We start from the raw sequence: 20738 nt of genomic DNA on the forward strand, positions 1-20738 counted from the left end.
TCGACGATGAATCTCGGACACCATCCGTTCCGCGCAGCGCTGGCGGTCGCCGCCGCCGGCTGCCTGATCGCCGGCGTCGCGCAGCCCGCGACCGCCGCACCTCCCGACTCCGTGCCCACGGGCGTCCCGCAGCTCGAGGCCCTCGACCGAGGTCTCGTCGCGGTGTCGACCGCCCAGGGCGTGTTCCTCAGCTGGCGCCTCCTCGCCTCCGAGGCGACCGGAGCCACCGACACCGGCCTGGCCGGTCCCGACTTCGCCGTCTACCGCGACGGCGTGAAGCTCGCGACCGTCACCGACAGCACGAACTACGCGGATGCCGCAGGCACCGCGAGCGCGCAGTACACCGTCGCCCCCGTGGTGAACGGCATCGAGCTCGCAGCATCCGACCCCGTGACCGCCTGGGCGCAGGGCTACCACGACCTTCCCCTGCAGAAGCCCGCCGACGGCGTCACCCCGAAGGGCGAGGCGTACACGTACTCGGCCAACGACGTGTCGGTCGGCGACGTCGACGGCGACGGGCAGTACGAGTTCGTCGTGAAATGGGACCCATCGAACTCGAAGGACGTCTCCCAGCGCGGCTACACCGGCCCCGTCTACCTCGACACGTACGAGCTCGACGGCACGCTGCTCAACCGCCTCGACCTCGGCGTGAACATCCGCGCCGGCGCCCACTACACGCAGTTCCTCGTGTACGACTTCGACGGCGACGGCCGCTCGGAGACCATGCTGAAGACCGCGCCGGGCACGAAGTCGATCCGCTACGCGGCCGACGGCTCGGTCGCGGGCGAGGCCTTCGTCACGATGCCCGAGGAGGACGTCGAGGCGGGCTACGAGCACACCGACGACTACCGGTTGAGCGCCGCCGGCTACCAGGACCACCTCGTCGAGATGTTCCAGGGCTGGAGCGAGCGCCCCGAGGTCGTGTCCGGCCAGTGGCCGGCGACGCTCGAGCAGGCGTGGGGCGTGCCCGTGACGCACGAGTACCCGCTGTCGCGCGAGAGCGCCGAGGAGCTGGCCGACTACTTCATCGACGTCTACGCGCCGAGCCGCAGCGCCAACAACCGCCTGCGCGAGTTCGAGGGGTTCATCGTCGACGGGCCCGAGTACCTCACGGTGTTCGACAGCGCGACGGGCGAAGAGCTGCAGACGATCCCCTACAAGCCCGGCCGCGGCGACGACGGCCTGCTCTGGGGCGACTACGCGATGACCCGCATCGAGCCCGGCAACCGCGTCGACCGGTTCCTCTCGGGCGTGGGCTACTTCGACGGGCAGCACCCGACCGCCGTGTTCGCGCGCGGCTACTACACGCGCACGACGGTCACGACCTACGACTGGGACGGGAAGCACCTGAAGGAGCACTGGTACGTCGACAGCGGCCACGTGCCCATGACGAACCCGTTCAACGACTCGCCCCACGGACGTGACGGCACGAACCCCGAGTACGCGACGATCACCACGCAGGGCGACCACTCGCTGAGCCTGGCCGACGTCGACGGCGACGGGAAGCACGAGCTCGTCTACGGCTCGGCCACGATCGACGACGACGGCAGCCTGCTGTACAGCTCGTTCGGCGTGCTTCCCGCGGGCAGTGCGGCGCCCGGCCAGAACGCCCGCCTCGGGCACGGCGACGCCATGCACGTCGCGGACATCGACCCGGCGCGTCCGGGCCTCGAGGTCTGGACGGTGCACGAGGGTGCGACCTCCGCGCCGTACGGCTCCGCGATGCGGGATGCCGCGACGGGCGAGGTGCTCTTCGGCGAGTACTCCGGTCGCGACACCGGCCGCGGCATGATCGGCGACATCCTGCCCGAGGTGCCCGGCATCGAGAACTGGGGCATGCGCCTGCGCGCGGCCGACGGCACCGTGATCCCGGGCGGTTCGCCGGGTACGAACATGTCGATCCGCTGGTCGCCCGACCTCACCACGCAGGTCGTGAACGGCAGCGGCAACCAGACGACGACCATCGACGACTGGAAGCGCGGTCGCGTGCTCACCGCCACGAACACGCGCACGAACAACGGCACGAAGGGCAACCCGTCGCTCGTCGCCGACGTGTTCGGCGACTGGCGCGAGGAACTGCTCGTGCGCACGGCGGACTCGAGCGCGCTGCGGATCTTCACGCCGACCGAGATCACGACGCACAAGCTGACGACGCTCATGCACGACGTGCAGTACCGCGCGGAGACCGCGCGCCAGCAGACCACCTACAACCAGCCGGCGTACACCTCGTACTACTTCGCGAGCGACCTCGACTGGTCGAAGGTGCCGGTGCTCACCACGCCGGCCACGCCGGGCGAGCCGACGTTCAAGGATCGCCCCGGCACGGCCCACGACGAGGTGCAGGTGCCGAAGAACATCGCCGGCATCACGTACTACGTGAACGGCGAGGAGGTCACGTCGGCGAACGGCAAGGTCCGCGTCACCGGCGAGGCCACCGTGGTGGCCGTCCCCGCCGCCTGGTACTCCATCGCCGAGGGTTCGACCTCGCAGTGGAGCGCCGACTTCGACGACTGACGTCGTCGGAGCATCCGAGTGACGGATGCGCCGGTTCCCCCTCCGGCCGCATCCGTCACCCGGCTCGAGACGACCGCCCCGGGTTCCGCAATTCCGTGCCGGCACCCGGGGCGGTCCCCCATGTCGCGGCGGTTGTGGGCCGTTGCCGCGACGACCGCGGCGCGCTAGGCGCCGGTGAACACCAGCCAGAGCAGCACGGCGTTGAGCGTGATGAGGAACACGGATGCCGCGATGCCGGCCGCCGTCGTCGCCCAGTGGTTGCGCCACCTGCCGAGCACGCCCGCCTTCGCGGTGAGCACGACGAGCGGCACGAGCGCGAACGGGATGCCGAACGACAGCACGACCTGGCTGAGCACGAGGGAGAGCGTCGGGTCGAACCCGAGCCAGAGGATCGCGAGCGCCGGCACGAGCGTGACGAGCCGGCGGAGGATGAGCGGCACGCGCACGCGGAGCAGCCCGTACATGATCTCGGCGCCCGCGTAGGCGCCCACCGAGGTCGACGCCAGGCCCGAGGCGAGGAGGCCGACCGCGAACAGCGTCGCGATGACCGGGCCGAGCGCGACGCCGAGGGCGTCGTACGCGCCCTCGAGCGTGTCGGTCCCCTCGACACCCGAGAGGTTCACGGCGGCGAGCAGGAGGATGCAGAGGTTCACGGTCCCCGCGATCGCCATCGCGATGGACACGTCCCAGCGCGTCGCCCGGAGGAGCCGGTTCGTCGGCACGGCGGTCGCGGTGCCGGGCAGGAGCTCGGGCGAGGCATCCGTGCCTCGGCGGATGCCGAAGCCGTGCCACGGACCGTCGACGCGTGCGCCGGCCTGCTCGCCGCGGTGGGTGGCGAAGCGGTCCCGGCTGAGCGCCGAGTGCGCGTAGATGGCGTGCGGCATGATCGTCGCGCCGAGGATCGAGGCGGCGAGCAGCACCGACGTGGCGCCGTCGAACCGCGGCACGAGGCCCGAGAGGATGCCGGCCGGGCTCGGCGGGGCGATGAACACGCCGACCGTGAACCCGATCGCGATGATCACGAGCAGGCCAATGATCACGAACTCGAAGGTGCGCGGGCCGCGCCGCGACTGCAGCACGAGCAGCACGATCGAGACTCCGCCCGTGATGAGCCCGCCCCAGATGAGCGGGACGCCGAACAGCAGGTTGAGCGCGACCGCGCCGCCGATGACCTCGGCGAGGTCGGTGGCCATGGCGACCAGCTCGGCCTGGAGCCAGTACGCCCGTCGTCCCCACGGATTGCGGATACGGCCACCGAGCACCTCGGGGAGGCTGCGTCCGGTGACGATGCCGAGCTTCGCCGAGAGGTACTGGATCAGCCACGCCATGACGTTGCCGAGCACCACGACCCACACGAGCAGGTAGCCGTACTGGGCGCCCGCCGTCATGTTGCTCGCGACGTTGCCGGGATCGAGGTAGGCCACGCCCGCCACGAGCGCGGGGCCGATCAGCCACGCGAGGCGCGGGATCGTAGGTCGTGCGGGGGTGCGGAGCTCGCGCGGCGCGGTGGCCTCGTCGGCGCGGGCGGCGGAATCGCTGCGCGGCTCGGCGTCGAGCCCGGCGGGGTTCGGGTCGCTCTCGATCGGGGGCCGCGTCGCTGCGGCATCCGTGGATTTCGGCATACCGAAAGATTACCCGGATTTCGGTACACCGAAACCCTGCCGCCGCGTGTCGCTTCCGCCTCGCGATGTCACCCGGACGCGGGTAACCGGCTGAGGTGGTTGAGGAGTAGGTTCCGATGCATCGGGCGATCTCCCGGGGGCCGCGCGTCCCTGCCGACCAGGAACGGGCCGATGATCGCTCGTGGCTCCACAGAGAGGTGAGAACCATGAAGCGAGCTGTGATCGGATGCATCGTCGCACTCGGCCTCGTCGTCGGCGGAGGCGCCGGCGCCGCCTTCGCGGGCGAGACCAATGGCAAGGGCGATCCCGTGCCGGGTGCCGAGAAGGCGAACTCGGCCTGCGCCTTCTCGGGCAGGGACCTGCCCGACTCCATCGAAGGCAACCCGCCCGGCTTCGACGACGACGCCGTCACGGGCGGACACGTGCAGAGCTACGGCATGTACGTGCGCGCCGGGCTCAAGGGCGAGGTCCCGAGCCCGGGTGACGCCTGCCGCGGTGGCGTGCCGTTCCCCGGATAGACGCGATCCGTCCGATCCACCAGACGGCCCCGGCATCGCGCCGGGGCCGTCGCCCGGTCGGCGCAGGTAGCGTTGCAGCGTGACCCACGAGACCGACGCGCCCGCGGCCGACACCGACGCGCCCGCGGCGGGCGCCGACGCGCCCGCGGCCGGCGCCGACGAGGCGCACGACGACCCCACCGTGCCGCAGGGCGTCGGACCGTGGCCGGGGGGTCGCGACGCGTGGCCCGACGACCCGCGGTTCGATCCCGAGCTGCTCGAGCACGGCGACCGGCGCAACGTCGTGGACCGCTACCGCTACTGGCGCCTCGAGGCGATCGTCGCCGACCTCGATACGCGGCGGCATCCGTTCCACGTCGCGATCGAGAACTGGCAGCACGACCTGAACATCGGCTCGATCGTGCGCACCGCCAACGCGTTCGCCGCCGAGACCGTGCACATCATCGGCCGCCGCCGCTGGAACAAGCGCGGCGCCATGGTCACCGACCGCTACCAGCACCTGGCGTACCACCCCGATGTCGCCGACTTCGTCGTGTGGGCCCGCGAGCAGGAGCTGCCGATCATCGCGGTCGACAACGTCGAGGGCTCGGTGCCGGTCGACGACATCGAGCTGCCCGAGCGCTGCGTGCTGCTCTTCGGCCAGGAGGGCCCCGGGCTCAGCGCCGAGGCGCTCGCCGCCGCCGACCTCGTCGTCGAGATCACGCAGTACGGCTCGACCCGTTCGATCAACGCGAGCGCGGCCGCGGCGATCGTCATGCACGAGTGGGTGCGCCGGCACGCCGGCCGGTGAGCTCGCCGTCGGCTGATGCGACCTCGGTGTCGACGGATGCCGCGACCGCCGCGGCATCCGCCCGCGCCCGCCGCCGCGCAGACCGGATCACGAGCAGCCCCGCGGCCGCGATCACGACGACGACGATCGCCGTGCCGCCGAACAGCACGAGCGGCCCGCCCGACTCGTAGGCGATGCCCGAGAGGGCGGCCGCGATCGTGGCCATGAGCAGCCCGAAGGCGCGCATGAGCCCCTGCGAGGCGCCGGCACGGGCGGCCGGCACGGCCTGTGCCATCGCGGCCGCGGCGCCGATGAACGCGAGCGCCTGACCGCTCGACTCGACGAAGCCGACGCCGGTGGCCACCCACGGATTGCCGATGACGCCGTACAGCGCGACGATCGGCACGAGCACGACGGCTCCGCGCACGTACGCCGAGACGCCGCCGCGACGGTCGGCGAGCCGACCCGCCCAGCCCGCCACGAGGGCGAACGGCACGGCGAAGAGCGTGTAGCTCAGCGCCGTGAGCCACTCGCTCGCGCCGATGTCGGCCATGAACCGCGGCCAGATGCCGTCGTACGCGCCGGTCGGCACCATGACCGCGCCGTAGAGCAGCAGCACGCCGACCACCATCGGCGACCGCAGCAGATCGAAGCTCACCCGAGGCGGTCGTGCTGCAGGGTCCACGGATGCCGCGGCGGAACCGCCCCCGGCTGCACGCGCCTCGGCGGCTCCCGCCGCCTGGCCCGCCGCCGCGGCATCCGGGTCGGTGCGCTCGCGGAACGCGAGCAGGACCGGGGCGACGCCGATCAGCACCACCGCGCCCGACCACGCGAGGATCGCCGCGGGCGACGCGAACGCGATCGCGAGGCCCGACGCGAGCGGGCCGAGCGCGATGCCGGCCAGCTCGGCGGCGCCGAGGCGCCCGAGCGCCTCGCCGGCGCGCGCGGGATCGGCGCGCACGAGCAGCGCGCTCGCCGCGGCCATGAAGACGCCGAGGCCGAGGCCGCCGAGCGCACGACCGGCGATGAGGTGCCAGCTCTCGGTCGCCATGGCCGAACCGAGGAGTGCGGCGGTCATGAGCACGACCCCGGCGACGCCCATGGTGCGGGCGCGACCGCGGTCGGCGAACGGCGCGACGAGGAGCTCGGCGGCGAGGGACGCCGCGAAGCCGGCCGCGGCGACGAAGCCGATGTCGGCGGTCGAGATGTCGAGCTGCGACTGGAGCGTGGGCAGCAGGGGGAAGATGACCATGGCGCCCGACGACATGAGCACGGTGGCGGCCACGACGCCGGCCGTGAGACGGCGGCGGTGACGATCGATCGCGTCGAGCGCTGGACCCCTTCTTGTCCACATGGATAACACGCTAGCAGTCATTGTCCGCATGGACAAGAGGGGTAGCATGGAGGCATGGCGAATCGGCTCGATCCGGCGCAACGGCGGGAGCAGATCCTGGCCGCGACGCTCCGCCTGGTGGCGCGTGACGGCTTCGCACGCGTCACGCTGCGCGACGTCGCCGCGGAGGTCGGCGTGGTGCACGGCCTCATCCGGCACTACTTCGCCACTCGTGAGCAGCTGGTTGCGGCGGCCTTCGACGCCGCGGTCCTCGCCGAGCTCGAGGGCGACGAGGAGGTCGCCGAGCGCGTCGAGCCCGTGGAGGCGCTGGCCGACTGGCTCACCTCGACGCCCCGCGAGCACTACTTCGTCTGGATCGACGCGTGGAGCGAGGCCCCCCGCAACCCCGAACTGCACGCTTCGCTCACGCGCCACCACCGCGATTGCGAGCGACGGCTCGCGCGCATCATCGAGCGGCTCGACGAGGCGGGGCTGGGCCGCAGCGAGGATCCGGCCGGCGACGCGCGCATGCTCACCGCCCTCGTCGACGGGATGGCCGTGCAGCACCACGCCATCGGCCTGGTCACGCGCGCCGAGGCCGACCACGTCGTCTACACCGCGGCCGAGGGGCGGCTCGGGCTCGCCCAGGGCACGCTCGAGCGGTCGCGCCCCACGGCCGTGCGCGGCCAGTGGGCCGCGAGCGACAGCGCCTGAGCCGGCGCCCGGCCCCCCTCCGCACTGCCGCGACCCCGCTGCCGTTGCCCGCGACCGGCGGCCGGCGCCCGAGACCCCGCCGCGTGTCGGATGCCGCGGCGCCCCGCCGCGCACGAGACTTGAGCCGATGCCCGTCGTCGACAACGCGATCTACCGGGGCGGCCGCCGGGTCGCCACGCCGGCGTCCCTCGAGGAGACCTTCGAGACCCGCGAGGCGCACGGCGGATTCGCCTGGATCGGCCTCTACCGACCGACCGACGCGGAGATCGACGCGCTCGCGAGCGAGTTCGGGCTCCACCCCCTCTCGGTCGAGGACGCGAAGAAGGGCCACCAGCGCGCGAAGCTCGAGCGCTACGGCGACACCCTCTTCGTCGTGCTCCGTCCGGCGCGCTACCTCGACGACGTCGAGCAGGTCGAGTTCGGCGAGTTGCACGTGTTCATCGGACCCGACTTCGCCATCACGATCCGCCATGCCGAGTCCCCCGACCTCGCGCGCGTGCGTCGCCGGCTCGAGGGCAACCCCGAGCTGCTCGCGAAGGGGCCCGAGTCCGTGCTCTACGCCGTGCTCGACGAGGTCGTCGACGAGTACGTGCCGGTCGACCTGGGGCTCGAGAACGACATCGACGAGATCGAGGAGCAGCTCTTCTCGGGCGACCCCGAGGTGACCCGGCGCATCTACGACCTCGCGAGCGAGGTCATGGAGTTCCAGCGCGCGACGCGCCCGCTCGTCGGCATGTTCGACGCGCTCGAGCGCGGCTTCGAGAAGTACGGCGTCGAGCTCGAGCTGCAGCGGTACCTCCGCGACGTGAAGGACCACGTCATCCGCATCGTCGAGCACGGCGACGGGTTCCGCCAGCTCCTCCAGAACGCGTTGCAGGTGCACTCCACGCTCGTCGCGCAGCGGCAGAACGAGGAGATCCGGGTGCTCTCCGAGACCGCGCTGGCGCAGAGCGAGCAGACGAAGAAGATCTCGAGCTGGGCGGCCATCATCTTCGCGCCCAGCCTCATCGCCGCGGTCTACGGCATGAACTTCGTCTACATGCCCGAGCTCGACTGGCCCTGGGGCTACCCGTTCGCGGTCGCGCTCATGCTCGGCTTCGCCGCCGGCCTGTACGCCGTCTTCAAGCGCCGCGGCTGGCTCTGAGCGAAGTCCCGAGCGGATGCCGCGAGGCGCCGCCGCGGCATCCGGTCGCCCTTCTTCCTCCTCCAATGTCGCGAGTGGGCGATCTTGGCGGCATCCGCCCGGATTCGCAGCAAGGATCGCCCACTCGTGGAGGAGAAGTCGGGGCCAGCGTGCGCAATTCAGGTCTGCGTGCGGCGTGCCGGCGCGACACGCCGCACCAACCGCGAGCGACACGCCTCCGCACCTGAATTGCGCACGCGCGGCGAGTAGCGTTGGGGCATGACCGAGATCACCGACGATCTGCCCGCCCGCCTCCTGCACGAGGAGCACGCCGGATGGAAGGCCATCCTCGAGGGGCATGGCGGCGAGCACTACCAGCGCGCGATGACGCGCGACGGCCTCATGGTCGTGGAGGGCGCGGTGCTCGGTCGCGACGAGGTGCGCGCGGCGTTCCGCAGCGCCCCGCCGTGGGACTCGTACGAGCTGCATGAGCCCGCCGTCATCCGCCTCGGCGAGCACGCCGGAGTGCTCGTGTACCGGGCGGTCGCGCGCCGCGGCGAGGAGACGGCCGACCTCCGCATGTCGACGACCTACCTCTACGACGACGGCGCCTGGCGCGTGGCGGCGCACCAGCAGACGCCCGCCTGAGCACGACCCGCGAGCGGCGTCAGCCGATCAGGCTCGGCTGCAGGTCGCGCAGCGTGCGGTAGTGGGTCATCCGCGTCACGCCGAGCGCCGCGAACACGAGCCCGCCCGCGAGCCACGCGAGCAGCACGAGCGCATCGGCACCCGCCCGTGAGAGGTCGCCGCCGTACATGAACTGCCGCATCGCGTCGACGACGTAGCCCATGGGCAGCACGTGGTGCAGGGCTGCGAGCGGCGCCGGCAGGGTCTGCCACGGGAACGTGCCGCCCGCAGTCACGAGTTGCAGCACCATGAGCACGAGCCCGAGGAACTGCCCGACCGATCCGAGCCAGACGTTGAGCGCGAGGATGATCGCCGCGTACGTCGCCGAGGCGACCACCATGACGCCGAGCGTCCCGAACGGGTTCGCCATGTGGAACCCCAGCGTCACCGCGAGCACGACGAACAGCCCGATCATCTGCACGGCCCCGAGGATCCCGGGTGTCAGCCACCCGGCGAGCGTCACGCGGATCGGCGAGTGCAGCGCCGTGACCGCGCGTCGCGAGATCGGCTTCACGATGAGGAACAGCGCGTAGATGCCGATCCAGCCCGCGAGCGCGGCGAAGAACGGCGCGAGTCCGGCGCCGTAGCTGCCCGCCTGGGTCACCGCGCTCGTCTCGAGGTCGATCGGGTCGGCGATCGTCGACGCCTGCGCGTCGCGCGTGGCCTGGTCGGAGTCGGGGATCGCGTCGACGCCGTCGGCGAGCCCGTCCCGCAGCGTGCCCGCGCCGTCGCTCAGCTCACCGAGCCCGTCGCCGAGCGTGCCGATCCCGTCGCGCAGCGCGCTCGAGCCAGACGCCACCTCGGCCGCGCCGTCGGCGGCGGTGCGCGCCCCGGCCGCGAGCGACGCGGACCCGTCGGCGACCTGTGCGCTGCCAGCGGCGAGCTGGTCGATCTGCCCGACGACCTCCTGCACGCGGTCGTTGCCGGCGGCGAGGTCGTCGCCGAGGGGGTCGAGCCGCGCGAGCGCGTCGTCGATCGTGGCCTGGTCGACGCCCGCCGCGGCGAGCCGCGCAGCCACGTCGTCGCGCACCTGCGGGAGCGCAGCGGTGGCCTGGTCGACAGCCGCGCCCACCCGATCGGCGGATGCCGCGAGCTGCGCGTTCCCGTCGGCGACCTGCTGCGCGCCCGCTGCCAGCTGTGCCGAGCCGTCCGCGAGCTGGGCGGTGCCGTCGGCGAGCTGCGCGCTCCCGTCGGCGAGGCGGGATGCCCCGTCGGAGAGCCGACCCGAGCCGTCAAGCGCCTGCGCCGCACCGTCGGCGAGTCGCGCGGCGCCGTCGGCGGCGTCGGACAGGTTCGTGCGGATGGTCGCGATCGAGTCGAGCAGCGTGGATGCGGCCTCGCGCCCGACCTGCTCGGCGACCGCCGCGCGGATCTGTTCGACCGCCTGCTTCCCGATCGTGCCGGCGAGGTAACTGTTGGCGTCGTTCGTCGACAGCACGATCTCGGCCTGCCGCGGGGCATCCGTGCCGACCGAGGCGAGCGCATCGGAGAAGTCGGCGGGGATGGTGATGGCGAAGTCGTAGTCGGACTCGTCGAGCCCGGTCGCCGCCTGCTCGGCTGAGACGCGGTGCCAGTCGAAGGCGCCGTCGGCGAGCAGCTCGTCGGCGACCTCGTCGCCGACGTTGCGCGCGGGTGCATCGTCGGCCGGCGTGCCCTCGTCCTCGACGACGAGCGCGACGGGCACCTCGGGGAACTTCGCGTACGGATCCTGGTTCGCCCAGAGGTACAGGCCGCCGTAGAGCACCGGCACGGCGACGAGTGCGAGCAGCGCGAGGACCGACATGCGCGTCGACGTGAGCCGCCGGAGCTCGGCGGCGATCATCTGGGGGACCTTCACGCGAGTCCCCCTTCGGCGAGGGCCGCGTGCTCCGCGAGCTCGTCGACCTCGTCGGCCTGCATGCGCTCGATCATCGCGGCGGCGCCGATGGCGGCGGCCGACGCGTCGCCTGCTATGACGAGCACCGCGAACCCGCGATCGGCGAGGCGCTTGGCGAGGTCCCACCACTCGAGCGGGTCGCCGCCGTGGCGGTCGGGGGAGACGAGCACGAGTCCCTCGACGTCGTCGCGGAGGATCGCGAGCTCGGTGAGCAGGCGCAGCCGCACGACCGGCTCGACGTTCGCGATCGGGATCCGCGCGACGTCGCGCAGGCCGAGGTCGTCGAGCCAGCGGGCGACCGATACGGGGTTCGAGGGGACGCCCGCGAACATGAGCTCCTCGGCGGCGACGCCGGCCACGGTCACGTTCGGCGCGGGATCGGAGACGTCGGGCGCGTCGACGAGGGCGACCGTGCGACGGATCGCGGCGGCATCCGCTCGCCCGTCGATGGTCACGGTGCCCGTGTCGGGTCGCATGCGGCCCGAGGCGAGGAGGCCCAGGACGGTGGGGCGCTGCTCGGTCTCGGCGCGGGCCAGCGTCGCCCGTCCCGACTCGAAGCCGACCGTCGTCGGCGGCAGCGCTTCGCTGCGGCGTCCCTTGCCGACGCCGCGCAGCTCGATCCTCATGCCGTGGGCTCCCCTGACGCGATCGGCGGTGCCGCGAGCGCGGGCGCGGTGTCGATGAGGTCGGCGCTGTCCTGCCACGAGAGCCCCGCCGTGCCGAGCACGGCGAGCATCACGAGGCGCCGTCCCTCGAGGTCGGCGATGCCCGTCACGGCCGCCTCGAGCAGCACGGCGATGGCGGCCGACTCGATGAGGCGGGCGAGCACGTCGGCGCGGATGTCGGGGCGCACGGTGCCCTCGGCGACGCCGCGCTCGACGAGCGCGCGCAGCCGCTCGCGCACGGGTGCCAGCGCTTCGGCGGCGTGCGTGGCGTACGGCTCGCGCACGGCCATGCCGGCGAGGAGGCGCACGTGCTCGACGGCGCCCCAGAGCCGCGCGCCGAGCAGCGCGATGGCGGTGGGGGCGTGCGGGGCGTCGGTCTCGGCGGCGATCGCGTTCAGGCGCGCGGCGCCCACGTCGATGACGGCGACCACGAGCTCGTCGCGGTTCGCGAAGTGCCCGTAGAAGGCGCGACGGGTGAGGCCGGCCGCACTCGTGATGCGCTCGAGCGGGGCATCGGATGCCTCGCCGAGGGCGTCGGCGGCGGCGGCCAGGAGGGCTTCGCGGTTGGCCGTGGCGTCTCGACGAGGGCGACGGCCCGCGTCGATGTCGGACGGCATGGGACTATGCTATGAAGTTGCACATCAGTGTGCAAGTTATCTCGGCAAGCTCACAGGCGCGCGAGCCCCGTGCCGATGATCACCACGCCGATCAGCAGCAGGATGAGCGCGCCGATCGTGCCGCTGTTCCGGCCGAGCCACTCGCGAGCACTCAGCAGCCGGGGTTCCATGCGGCGGTGGTCCACCAACGTGGCGATGATCGGCACCGCCACCGTCGACGCGGAGATCACGGTGTAGATCCCGATGACGATCAGCGACTGCGACGTCGTCACCCCGTCTCCTCGCAGGGCGAGCCCGGCGGCGATCGCGAGCAGCAGGGCCTTCGGACGCACGTTCAGCAGCAACGCGAGTCCGAAGGACGACCACGGGCCGAGCTTGGCCACGCCGTCGAGCCACTTCGGGATGGCGGTGGAGGGGTTCCGCCGGGCCCGCACCCAGGCGACGACGGCGATCACGACGAGCGCCAGTCCGACCAGGATCTCAGCCGTGCCGACGGCGGTATCCGGGCGGCGCTCCGATCGCGACGTCGGGATCGCCTGCGCGAAGAGCGTGCAGAGCGTGACCACGAGGGCGAGTCCGAGCACGAACCCGATGAGGAAGGGCAGCGCCGACCGCGACCGGTTCGGCGAGAGCAGGATCAGGATGGTCGCCATGATCGGCACCGAGCTGATCGCGACCGCGATCGAGATCGGCAGGACGTGCCCGATCGCCTCCAGCATTCGTGCCCCCGCGTGTCCGCGATCCGCCTACTGCAGCGCCGACGTGAGTCGCGCGACGCCGTCGAGGAACGTCGCCGTCGCCGGCTCGCGCTCCCACTCCTCGAGCGTGAGCTCGCGGCCCAGGGTCCGGTATTCGGCCTCGACCTGGCGCATGTCGGCCACGAACGAGCGCCCGCGCACGAGCAGCGAGATCTCGAAGTTGAGGTTGAACGAGCGGATGTCCATGTTGCTCGAGCCGATCACCGCGACGTCGTCGTCGATCGAGAGGTGCTTGGCGTGCAAGATGTACGGCCCCGGGTAGAGGAAGATCCGGACGCCCGCTCGCAGCAGCGCCCCGTAGTAGGAGCGCTGCGCGTGCCACACCGAGCCCTGGTCGCCGATCTCCGAGACGAACAGCTGCACCTCGAGCCCGCGCAGCCGGGCCGAGGTGATCGCGTACATCATGGCCTCGTCGGGCACGAAGTACGGGCTGGTGATGATCACCTGCTCCTGCGCAGCGTTGACCAGGCCGAGGAACAGGCGCAGGTTGTTCTCCAGCTCGTAGGCGGGGCCGCTCGGCACGACCTGGCAGACGAGCGCGTCGGGCGACGGATCGTCGGGCACGTCGGCCGCGGGCACGTGTTCCACGGCGAGGAGGTTCTCGTCGGTCTCGGCGTACCAGTCCGACAGGAAGACCGCGTTGATCGCGGTCACGGAGCTGCCCGTGACGCGGGTCACGAGCTCCTGCCACTTGAGTCCGCGCTTCTGGTTCTTCGGGGAGTCGTAGCTGCGGTCGATGAGGTTCTGCGAACCGGTGTAGGCGATGCGGCCGTCGACCACGACGAGCTTGCGGTGGTTGCGCAGGTCGGGCCGCTGGTAGTGGCCCTTGAACGGCTGCACCGGCAGCAGGTACCGCCAGATCACGCCGATCCGGTCGAGCTCGGCCACGGTCTCCTTGTGGATCGGGACCTTCGCCGAGGCGATGTGGTCCATCAGGAGCCGCACGGTCACGCCGCGCTGCACCGCCCGCTCCATCGCGGCGAAGAACCCGCGCGTGGTGTCGTCGAACGCGACGATGAAGAACTCGACGTGCACGAACCGCTCGGCGAGGTCGAGGTCGGCGGCCATCCGGTCGATCGACGCCTGGTAGTCGCCGATGAGCTCGGCGCGATTGCCGCCGGTGGCCGGCAGCGCCCCGAGTCGGCGGTTCTGCTCCGTGATCGTGCGGAACCAGGAGGGCCATGACGCGGGGTCGGTATCGAGGTCGACGCCCTCCGCACGCTGCTCGATGATCGCGTTGATCTCCTTCTGCCGTTCCATCCGCTTCTTCGGCAGCTTCACGTTGCCGATGATGAGGAACAGGATGATGCCGACGAACGGGATGAGGAAGATCGCGAGCAGCCACGCCATCGCCGCGGTGGGCTTGCGATCACGCGGGATGATGATGAGCGCGGCGATCCGGATGGCGAGGTCGGCGAGGATGATGATGCCGCCGATGAGGTTCGCCAGCTCGGCGCTCAACGCCCGGCTCCCGTCACGAAGGGTCCACCAGCGGTCATCGCGTCCTCCCCAGTACGGTCGCGGAGCAGTTGACTGAGTATGGCACGGGGCCTCCGCGCCGGGGAGGCCCGCGTCCGCGGGTTGAGGAGGCCCGCAGGGCCGTCTCGAAACCCCCCGCGAAGACGGTTCCGAGATGCTCGCTGCGCGGCTCCTCGACCAGCGGAACAGATCACTCGTACCGGAGCGCGTCGATCGGGTTCAGCCGTGCCGCGCGAGCGGCGGGCAGCGAGCCGGCGACGAACGCGATGCCCATGACGAGGAGCACGATCGTCAGGATCGACACCGGGTCGAACGCGATGAGCGTGAGTCCGGGCAGGTCGGCGAGCAGGGTGGACGACAGCGCGCCGCCCACGACGGTGCCCGCGAGCATCCCGACGCCGATGCCGACGAGGCTGCCGAGCAGGCCGATGTACGTCGCCTCCGAGCTGAACAGCCCGAACACCCGTCCGCTGCCCATGCCCATCGCCTTCATGAGGCCGATCTCGCGCGTGCGCTCCTGCACCGACATGAAGAGCGTGTTCACGATGCCGAAGCTCGCGGCGAGCAGCGCGATGATCGCGAACGCGTTCAGCACGAGCACGATGCCGTCGATGACGGTCTTGAACGCGCCGAGCGTGTCGTCGACGGTCGTCGCCTGGAACCCGGCATCCGCGAGGTCGGCGCGGAGCGCCTCGACCTGCTCGGGCGTCGACGCGGGGTCGAACCGCACGGTGGCCGAGCCGTACGACTCCGCCTGCCCGGCCGGCGCACCGGTCTCCTGGGCGGCGTAGAGGGCGTCGGTCAGCGCCGTGTTGGGCGAGGCGCTGCCGCCCGCACCGCCGAGTCCCGCCTCCGAGACCCCCACGATCGTCGCCGTCACGGTCTGCTCGGCGCCGTCGCCGTCGGTCAGTCCGAAGAGGACCTCCTGCCCGATCGCGGCCGCGTCGTCGTCGAACCCGAGCGGCTCGACGTAGTCCACCGGCACGACCACCTGCAGGGCGTCGGATGCCGCGTCGGGCTGCTCCCCGGCCGCGAGCTGCACCTCCATGCCCGGGATGAAGGAGCCCACGTCGATCCGGTACGCCGTGCCGTCGCCGTGCCGGACGTAGTCCACGTCGATCGCCTTCACGGGCTCGACCGAGACCACGCCGTCGGTCGCGGCGAGCTCCTCGAGGTCGGACGCGGTGATCGGATCGATGGACTGGCCCGACGGCGGGCCCGGAGCCGTGCGCTGCTGCGCCACCTGGTCGGCGACGTACTCCTGCGGGCCGTCGCCGGCGTCCTCGTCGGGCGCGTGCGTCACGGTCATGACGTCGCCCGCGCCGATCTCGGCGACCGTCTGGTCGATGTACCGGTTGATGCCCGTGCCGAGCCCGGTCGTGATGGTGAGGGTGAACGCGCCGATGAAGATGGCGAGGATCGTCAGGATCGTGCGGGTCTTCGAGCGGAAGGTGTTGGAGATCGCGGTCGCGATCACGTCGGTCGTCTTCATGCGGCGAACACCTCCTCAGCGTCGACGGATGCCTCGACGAGGAGGCCGTCGCGCATGTGGATCCGGCGGTCGCAGCGTGCGGCGAGCTCCTCGTCATGCGTGACGATGATGAGCGTGATGCCCTGCTCGCGATTGAGGTCGAACAGGATGTCCTCGACGACCGCGCCGGTCGCCGAGTCGAGGTTGCCCGTCGGCTCGTCGGCGAAGATCACCTGCGGGGAGTTCACGAGCGCCCGGGCGATGACGACGCGCTGCTTCTGCCCGCCCGAGAGGTCGGAGGCGCGGTTGCGGGCCTTGTCCTCGAGCTCGAGCTGTGCCAGGGCGGCGAGACCCCGGCGGCGGCGCTCGGCACGGCCGACGCCGGCGATCTTGAGCGGCAGGATGACGTTCTCGAGCACGCTCGCGTTCGACGTGAGGAAGAACTGCTGGAACACGAAGCCGAACGTGCGGTTGCGGGCGCGATTGAGCTCGCGGCCGCGGAGCGTCCCCGCATCACGCCCGGCGAGGCGGACCGTACCCGTCGTCGGCTGATCGAGCAGTGCGAGCAGGTGCATGAGCGTCGACTTGCCGGACCCCGACTTGCCGACGATCGCGAGGGACTCGCCCTCGCGCACCTCGAAGCTCACCCCCTTGAGCGCGTCGAAGCGCGTCGCGCCTCGCCCGTACGTCTTGTGCAGGTCGTCGACCTGCAGGATGGGGGTCGCCATGTCGAGTCCTCTCGGGTTCGGCGCGCGCGTCGCGCACCGTCATCGAGTCTCGTCGGCGCCGACGCGCGACGCGTCCACCCGGAGAGGTAACTCCGAGTACCGCCGTCGCAGTACGCGGAGTGACGGTCAGTCGGTGCCGAGGTCGAACGCCGCGGCCTCGTTCGCGGCATCCGTCGCGGCCTCGAGTTCGGTCTCGGCCTCGCCCGCGGCGATCTGCGCGGCCTGGCCCGAGGCGATCTCGCCCACCAGCTGCGCGGTCGCGCCGCCGACGATCCCGAGCTGCGCGTACTGCTCGAGGCGTGCGCGCGAGTCGGCGATGTCGAGGTTGCGCATGGTGAGCTGGCCGATCCGGTCCTCGGGGCCGAAGGCCTGGTCGCCGACGCGCTCCATGGAGAGCTTGTCGGGGTGGTAGCTCAGCGCCGGACCCTCGGTGTTCAGGATCGTGTAGTCGTCGCCGCGACGCAGGCGCAGCGTGACCTCGCCGGTCACGGCCGAGCCCACCCAGCGCTGGATCGACTCGCGCAGCATGAGCGACTGCGGGTCGAGCCACCGGCCCTCGTACATCAGGCGGCCGAGGCGGCGGCCCTCCTGGTGGTAGTTCGCGATCGTGTCCTCGTTGTGGATCGCGTTGAGCAGCCGCTCGTACGTGATGTGCAGCAGCGCCATGCCCGGCGCCTCGTAGATGCCACGCGACTTCGCCTCGATGATGCGGTTCTCGATCTGGTCGCTCATGCCGAGGCCGTGACGGCCGCCGATGCGGTTCGCCTCGAGTACGAGCTCCACCGGATCGTCGAACTCGACGCCGTTGAGCGCGACCGGGCGGCCCTGCTCGTAGCGCACGGTGACGTCCTCGGCGTCGACCACGAGCGCGTCGTCCCAGAAGCGCACGCCCATGATCGGCTCGACGATGGTGATGCCGGCGTCGAGGTCCTCGAGCTTCTTCGCCTCGTGCGTCGCGCCCCAGATGTTCGCGTCGGTGGAGTACGCCTTCTCGCCGGAGGCGCGGTAGGGCAGGTCGCGCTGCTGCATCCACTCGCTCATCTCGGCACGGCCGCCGAGCTCGGTGACGAACGTCTGGTCGAGCCACGGCTTGTAGATGCGCAGTCGCGGGTTGGCCATGAGGCCGTAGCGGTAGAACCGCTCGATGTCGTTGCCCTTGTAGGTCGAGCCGTCGCCCCAGATGTCGACGCCGTCCTCCATCATGGCGCGCACGAGCAGCGTGCCGGTGACCGCACGGCCGAGGGGCGTGGTGTTGAAGTACGTCTTGCCGCCCGAGCGGATGTGGAACGCGCCGCACTGCAGCGCGACCAGGCCCTCCTCGACGAGCGCGGTCTTCACGTCGACCAGGCGGCTGATCTCCGCCCCGTACTCGAGCGCACGACCGGGCACGGCCTCGACGTCGGGCTCGTCGGGCTGGCCGAGGTCGGCCGTGTAGGTGCAGGGGACCGCACCCTTCTCGCGCATCCAGGCGACCGCCACGGAGGTGTCGAGACCTCCCGAGAACGCGATGCCGACACGCTCGCCGACGGGGAGGCTCGTGAGGACTTTGGACATGGCCTCCAGCCTACTTGTGCGGTTCGGCACACGACGACGCGGGCCGGTGTCAATGGCCCCCGCCCGGGGGTCGGTATCGCCTAGACTCGCGCCACCGGTCGCGCGGCTCCAAAGATGCCGTCGCGCGTCGCATCCACTGGACGAGCCGGGCCGTCGCCCAACAGGGCGGCGGCGCTTTTCGCATTGAACGGAGAACTGGATGAAGAACCGCAAGGTGATCGGCGCGGCATGTGCCGCCGCCCTCGCCGTCGGGCTCATCGGCACCGCGGCCGTCCCGGCCGCCGCAGCCGGACCCGACACCACCTACCTCGTGCTCGCGCCGCAGGGCAAGAGCACGGCCAAGGCCGCGGCGCGCGTCGCCGCGGCGGGCGGCACCGTCGTCGCCGCCTACGACCAGATCGGCGTGCTCGTGGCGCGTTCGACCAACGCGTCGTTCCAGACCGCGGTCGCGGGTGCCGGCGTCGACGCCGTCGCCTCGACGAACGGGCTCGGCACGACGCTGATCGACGACGACATCGTCGAGGCGTCCGGCACCGCCGCCGTCGACGCGTCGGGCGATCCGACCGCCGAGCCGCTGTGGGGCTCGCAGTGGGACATGGCGCAGATCGACGTGCCGGCCGCGCACGCGATCACGACGGGTGACCCCTCGGTCGTCGTCGGCGTGCTCGACTCGGGCATCGACGCCACCCACCCCGACCTCGCGACCCAGGTCGCGAAGGACCAGAGCGCCTCGTGCATCGGCGGCATCGTCGACACGAGCCAGGCCGCGTGGAGCCCGACGACCTCGTCGCACGGCACCCACGTCGCGGGCACCATCGCCGCCGCGATCAACGGCATCGGCATCGCCGGTGTCGCGCCCGGCGTGAAGGTGGCGTCGGTGAAGGTCGTCAACGACGACGGCTTCATCTACCCCGAGGCCGCGATCTGCGGATACCTCTGGGCCGCCGACCACGGCATGCCGATCACGAACAACAGCTACTTCATCGACCCGTGGGAGTTCAACTGCGTGAACGACCCGCGCCAGCGTCCGGTGTGGCAGGCCGTGCAGCGCGCGCTGCGCTACTCGTCGGCGCAGGGCACCCTGACGGTCGCCTCGGCGGGCAACAGCAACGTCGACCTGCAGCACAAGTTCACCGACTCGAGCAGCCCGAACGACGGCAGCTACCCCGTCGAGGACCGCACCATCAACGGCGCGTGCCGCGACCTCCCGGCCGAGGCGCCCGGCGTCGTGACCGTGTCGGCCGTCGGCCCGAACGAGCAGAAGAGCTACTACTCGTCGTACGGCCAGGGCGTCGTCGACGTGACGGCTCCCGGCGGTGACACGCGCTTCCGCACCGGCGGCGCGTCGTCCACCATCACCGACGCCGTGCTCTCGACGATCCCCGGCGGCGGCTACGGCTGGTCGCAGGGCACCTCGATGGCCGGACCGCACGCGGCCGGCGTCGCGGCGCTCGCGCTGTCGGCGCACCCGGGCATGAACCCCGGTCAGCTGGCCTCGTTCCTCGAGCGCACGGCGACGCCGATCGCCTGCCCGCCCGGTGTGTTCGAGCCCCGTCCCGGCTACCCCGCCACGTGCACGGGCGGCCAGCGCAACGGGTTCTACGGCGCGGGCAACGTCAACGCGCTCAACGCGGTGCAGTGATCCGCTGAGCCGCAACGCGAGGGGCCGGGCCGGATGGCCCGGCCCCTCGTCCATGCCGTCGCGGTCACGCCCCGTGTCAAGGTCCCGGGTCGCGGAACACCCCCGCGATACACTCGAGTGTGACCCCAGACGAATCAGCACCCGAGGGCGAGGCGTCGCTCGCCGACGAGCCCGAGGTGCGGCAGGCGCTCGCCGAGGCCGATCGTGCATCCGTCGCGTCCGTCGTGGCGGGGCATCCGTCGTCACCGCTCGCATGGGCCGAACTGGCCGACCTGGCCGACTCCGAGGGCCACTCCATCGAGGCGTTCGCCTACGCGGCCGTCGCCGTCGACCTCGCGCGCGAGCAGCTCGCGGCATCCGGCTGGCAGCCCGGGAACCCCGTGCCGTGGCGCACCGAGCCGAACCGCGCCTACCTCCGTGCGCTCGACGCGCAGCGCCGGGCCGCGCTCGCGCTCGGGCTCGACGGCCACGCCGGGCGCCTCGCCGACGAGCTCGCCGCGGCCGACGCCGAGGCGCCGGCGCGCATCGCGTCGGAGTTCACGCCCACCCAGCTCATGCCGATCGTGGCATCCGCGGCTGTCATCACGCCCGCGACCGAGTTCGAAGCACGCACCGGCGAGCCGCTCGCCGAACCCACCGCCGCCGTCGACGCGGCAGGAGAGGACTGA

At 71.8% G+C, this 20738-nt stretch carries 18 protein-coding genes; 8 read left to right on the forward strand and 10 right to left on the reverse strand.

Annotated features, from left to right (window positions below; all coding sequences use genetic code 11):
* Positions 1 to 6: 6 nt before the first annotated feature.
* Positions 7 to 2514 carry a rhamnogalacturonan lyase gene (locus ACWGO8_RS09275; RefSeq protein WP_452042778.1) on the forward strand — a complete coding sequence of 836 codons (2508 nt, stop codon included), beginning with the start codon at positions 7 to 9 and terminating at the stop codon, positions 2512 to 2514.
* A 164-nt stretch (positions 2515 to 2678) separates the two neighbouring features.
* Here ACWGO8_RS09275 and ACWGO8_RS09280 read toward each other — a convergent pair whose 3' ends face one another.
* Positions 2679 to 4136: an Nramp family divalent metal transporter gene (locus tag ACWGO8_RS09280; RefSeq protein ID WP_452042779.1), complete on the reverse strand. Its 1458-nt coding sequence runs from the start codon at positions 4134 to 4136 to the stop codon at positions 2679 to 2681.
* 206 nt (positions 4137 to 4342) lie between these two features.
* On the opposite strand from ACWGO8_RS09280, the gene ACWGO8_RS09285 reads away from it, so the two are divergent.
* Together ACWGO8_RS09285 and ACWGO8_RS09290 are read left to right on the forward strand one after the other, a co-directional pair.
* The gene (locus tag ACWGO8_RS09285) at positions 4343 to 4654 is read left to right on the forward strand and encodes a hypothetical protein (protein WP_452042780.1); all 312 of its coding nucleotides are present in this window, start codon (positions 4343 to 4345) and stop codon (positions 4652 to 4654) included.
* Between the two features lie 181 nt (positions 4655 to 4835).
* A complete protein-coding gene (locus ACWGO8_RS09290) occupies positions 4836 to 5444 on the forward strand; it encodes a TrmH family RNA methyltransferase (RefSeq protein ID WP_452043541.1) in 609 nt (202 codons plus the stop codon).
* Here ACWGO8_RS09290 and ACWGO8_RS09295 read toward each other — a convergent pair.
* Entirely contained in the window at positions 5407 to 6777 is a 1371-nt protein-coding gene (locus tag ACWGO8_RS09295; protein WP_452042781.1) for an MFS transporter, read from the reverse strand. The genes ACWGO8_RS09290 and ACWGO8_RS09295 overlap by 38 nt on opposite strands.
* A 54-nt stretch (positions 6778 to 6831) precedes the next feature.
* Here ACWGO8_RS09295 and ACWGO8_RS09300 point away from each other — a divergent pair, with 54 nt between their 5' ends.
* From ACWGO8_RS09300 to ACWGO8_RS09310, 3 genes are all read left to right on the forward strand, one after another.
* Positions 6832 to 7470 (forward strand): TetR/AcrR family transcriptional regulator, encoded by a 639-nt coding sequence (locus tag ACWGO8_RS09300; protein WP_452042782.1) that lies wholly within the window; start codon positions 6832 to 6834, stop codon positions 7468 to 7470.
* A gap of 127 nt (positions 7471 to 7597) precedes the next feature.
* Positions 7598 to 8614: a magnesium and cobalt transport protein CorA gene (locus ACWGO8_RS09305; RefSeq protein ID WP_452042783.1), complete on the forward strand. Its 1017-nt coding sequence runs from the start codon at positions 7598 to 7600 to the stop codon at positions 8612 to 8614.
* A gap of 258 nt (positions 8615 to 8872) precedes the next feature.
* Entirely contained in the window at positions 8873 to 9241 is a 369-nt protein-coding gene (locus ACWGO8_RS09310) for a nuclear transport factor 2 family protein (RefSeq protein ID WP_376953195.1), read from the forward strand.
* Positions 9242 to 9260: 19 nt separating this feature from the next.
* Here the strand turns inward: ACWGO8_RS09310 and ACWGO8_RS09315 are convergent, their stop codons facing one another.
* From ACWGO8_RS09315 to argG, 8 genes are all read right to left on the reverse strand, one after another.
* A complete protein-coding gene (locus ACWGO8_RS09315) occupies positions 9261 to 11117 on the reverse strand; it encodes a YhgE/Pip family protein (RefSeq protein ID WP_452042784.1) in 1857 nt (618 codons plus the stop codon).
* Complete coding sequence (locus ACWGO8_RS09320) at positions 11114 to 11782, reverse strand: hypothetical protein (RefSeq protein WP_452042785.1); 669 nt, start codon at positions 11780 to 11782, stop codon at positions 11114 to 11116. Before ACWGO8_RS09320 ends, ACWGO8_RS09315 begins: the two co-directional genes overlap by 4 nt.
* Entirely contained in the window at positions 11779 to 12438 is a 660-nt protein-coding gene (locus tag ACWGO8_RS09325; RefSeq protein ID WP_452042786.1) for a TetR/AcrR family transcriptional regulator, read from the reverse strand. The genes ACWGO8_RS09320 and ACWGO8_RS09325 overlap by 4 nt, the downstream gene beginning before the upstream one ends.
* Before the next feature lie 50 nt (positions 12439 to 12488).
* Positions 12489 to 13157, reverse strand: a complete 669-nt coding sequence (locus ACWGO8_RS09330; protein ID WP_452042787.1) for a GAP family protein — start codon at positions 13155 to 13157, stop codon at positions 12489 to 12491.
* A 27-nt stretch (positions 13158 to 13184) separates the two neighbouring features.
* Entirely contained in the window at positions 13185 to 14657 is a 1473-nt protein-coding gene (gene cls / locus ACWGO8_RS09335; protein ID WP_452042788.1) for a cardiolipin synthase, read from the reverse strand.
* 208 nt (positions 14658 to 14865) lie between these two features.
* Complete coding sequence (locus ACWGO8_RS09340; protein ID WP_452042789.1) at positions 14866 to 16167, reverse strand: ABC transporter permease; 1302 nt, start codon at positions 16165 to 16167, stop codon at positions 14866 to 14868.
* Positions 16164 to 16874, reverse strand: coding sequence for an ABC transporter ATP-binding protein (locus tag ACWGO8_RS09345; RefSeq protein ID WP_452042790.1), 711 nt, complete (start codon positions 16872 to 16874; stop codon positions 16164 to 16166). The genes ACWGO8_RS09340 and ACWGO8_RS09345 overlap by 4 nt, the downstream gene beginning before the upstream one ends.
* Before the next feature lie 126 nt (positions 16875 to 17000).
* Positions 17001 to 18428: an argininosuccinate synthase gene (gene argG, locus ACWGO8_RS09350; protein ID WP_452042791.1), complete on the reverse strand. Its 1428-nt coding sequence runs from the start codon at positions 18426 to 18428 to the stop codon at positions 17001 to 17003.
* A gap of 199 nt (positions 18429 to 18627) precedes the next feature.
* Here argG and ACWGO8_RS09355 point away from each other — a divergent pair, with 199 nt between their 5' ends.
* Both ACWGO8_RS09355 and ACWGO8_RS09360 read left to right on the forward strand, forming a co-directional pair.
* Positions 18628 to 20070: a S8 family peptidase gene (locus ACWGO8_RS09355; protein ID WP_452042792.1), complete on the forward strand. Its 1443-nt coding sequence runs from the start codon at positions 18628 to 18630 to the stop codon at positions 20068 to 20070.
* A gap of 119 nt (positions 20071 to 20189) precedes the next feature.
* The gene (locus tag ACWGO8_RS09360) at positions 20190 to 20738 is read left to right on the forward strand and encodes a DUF3151 family protein (RefSeq protein WP_452042793.1); all 549 of its coding nucleotides are present in this window, start codon (positions 20190 to 20192) and stop codon (positions 20736 to 20738) included.

It is taken from the genome of Agromyces sp. NPDC055661 (assembly GCF_053618135.1).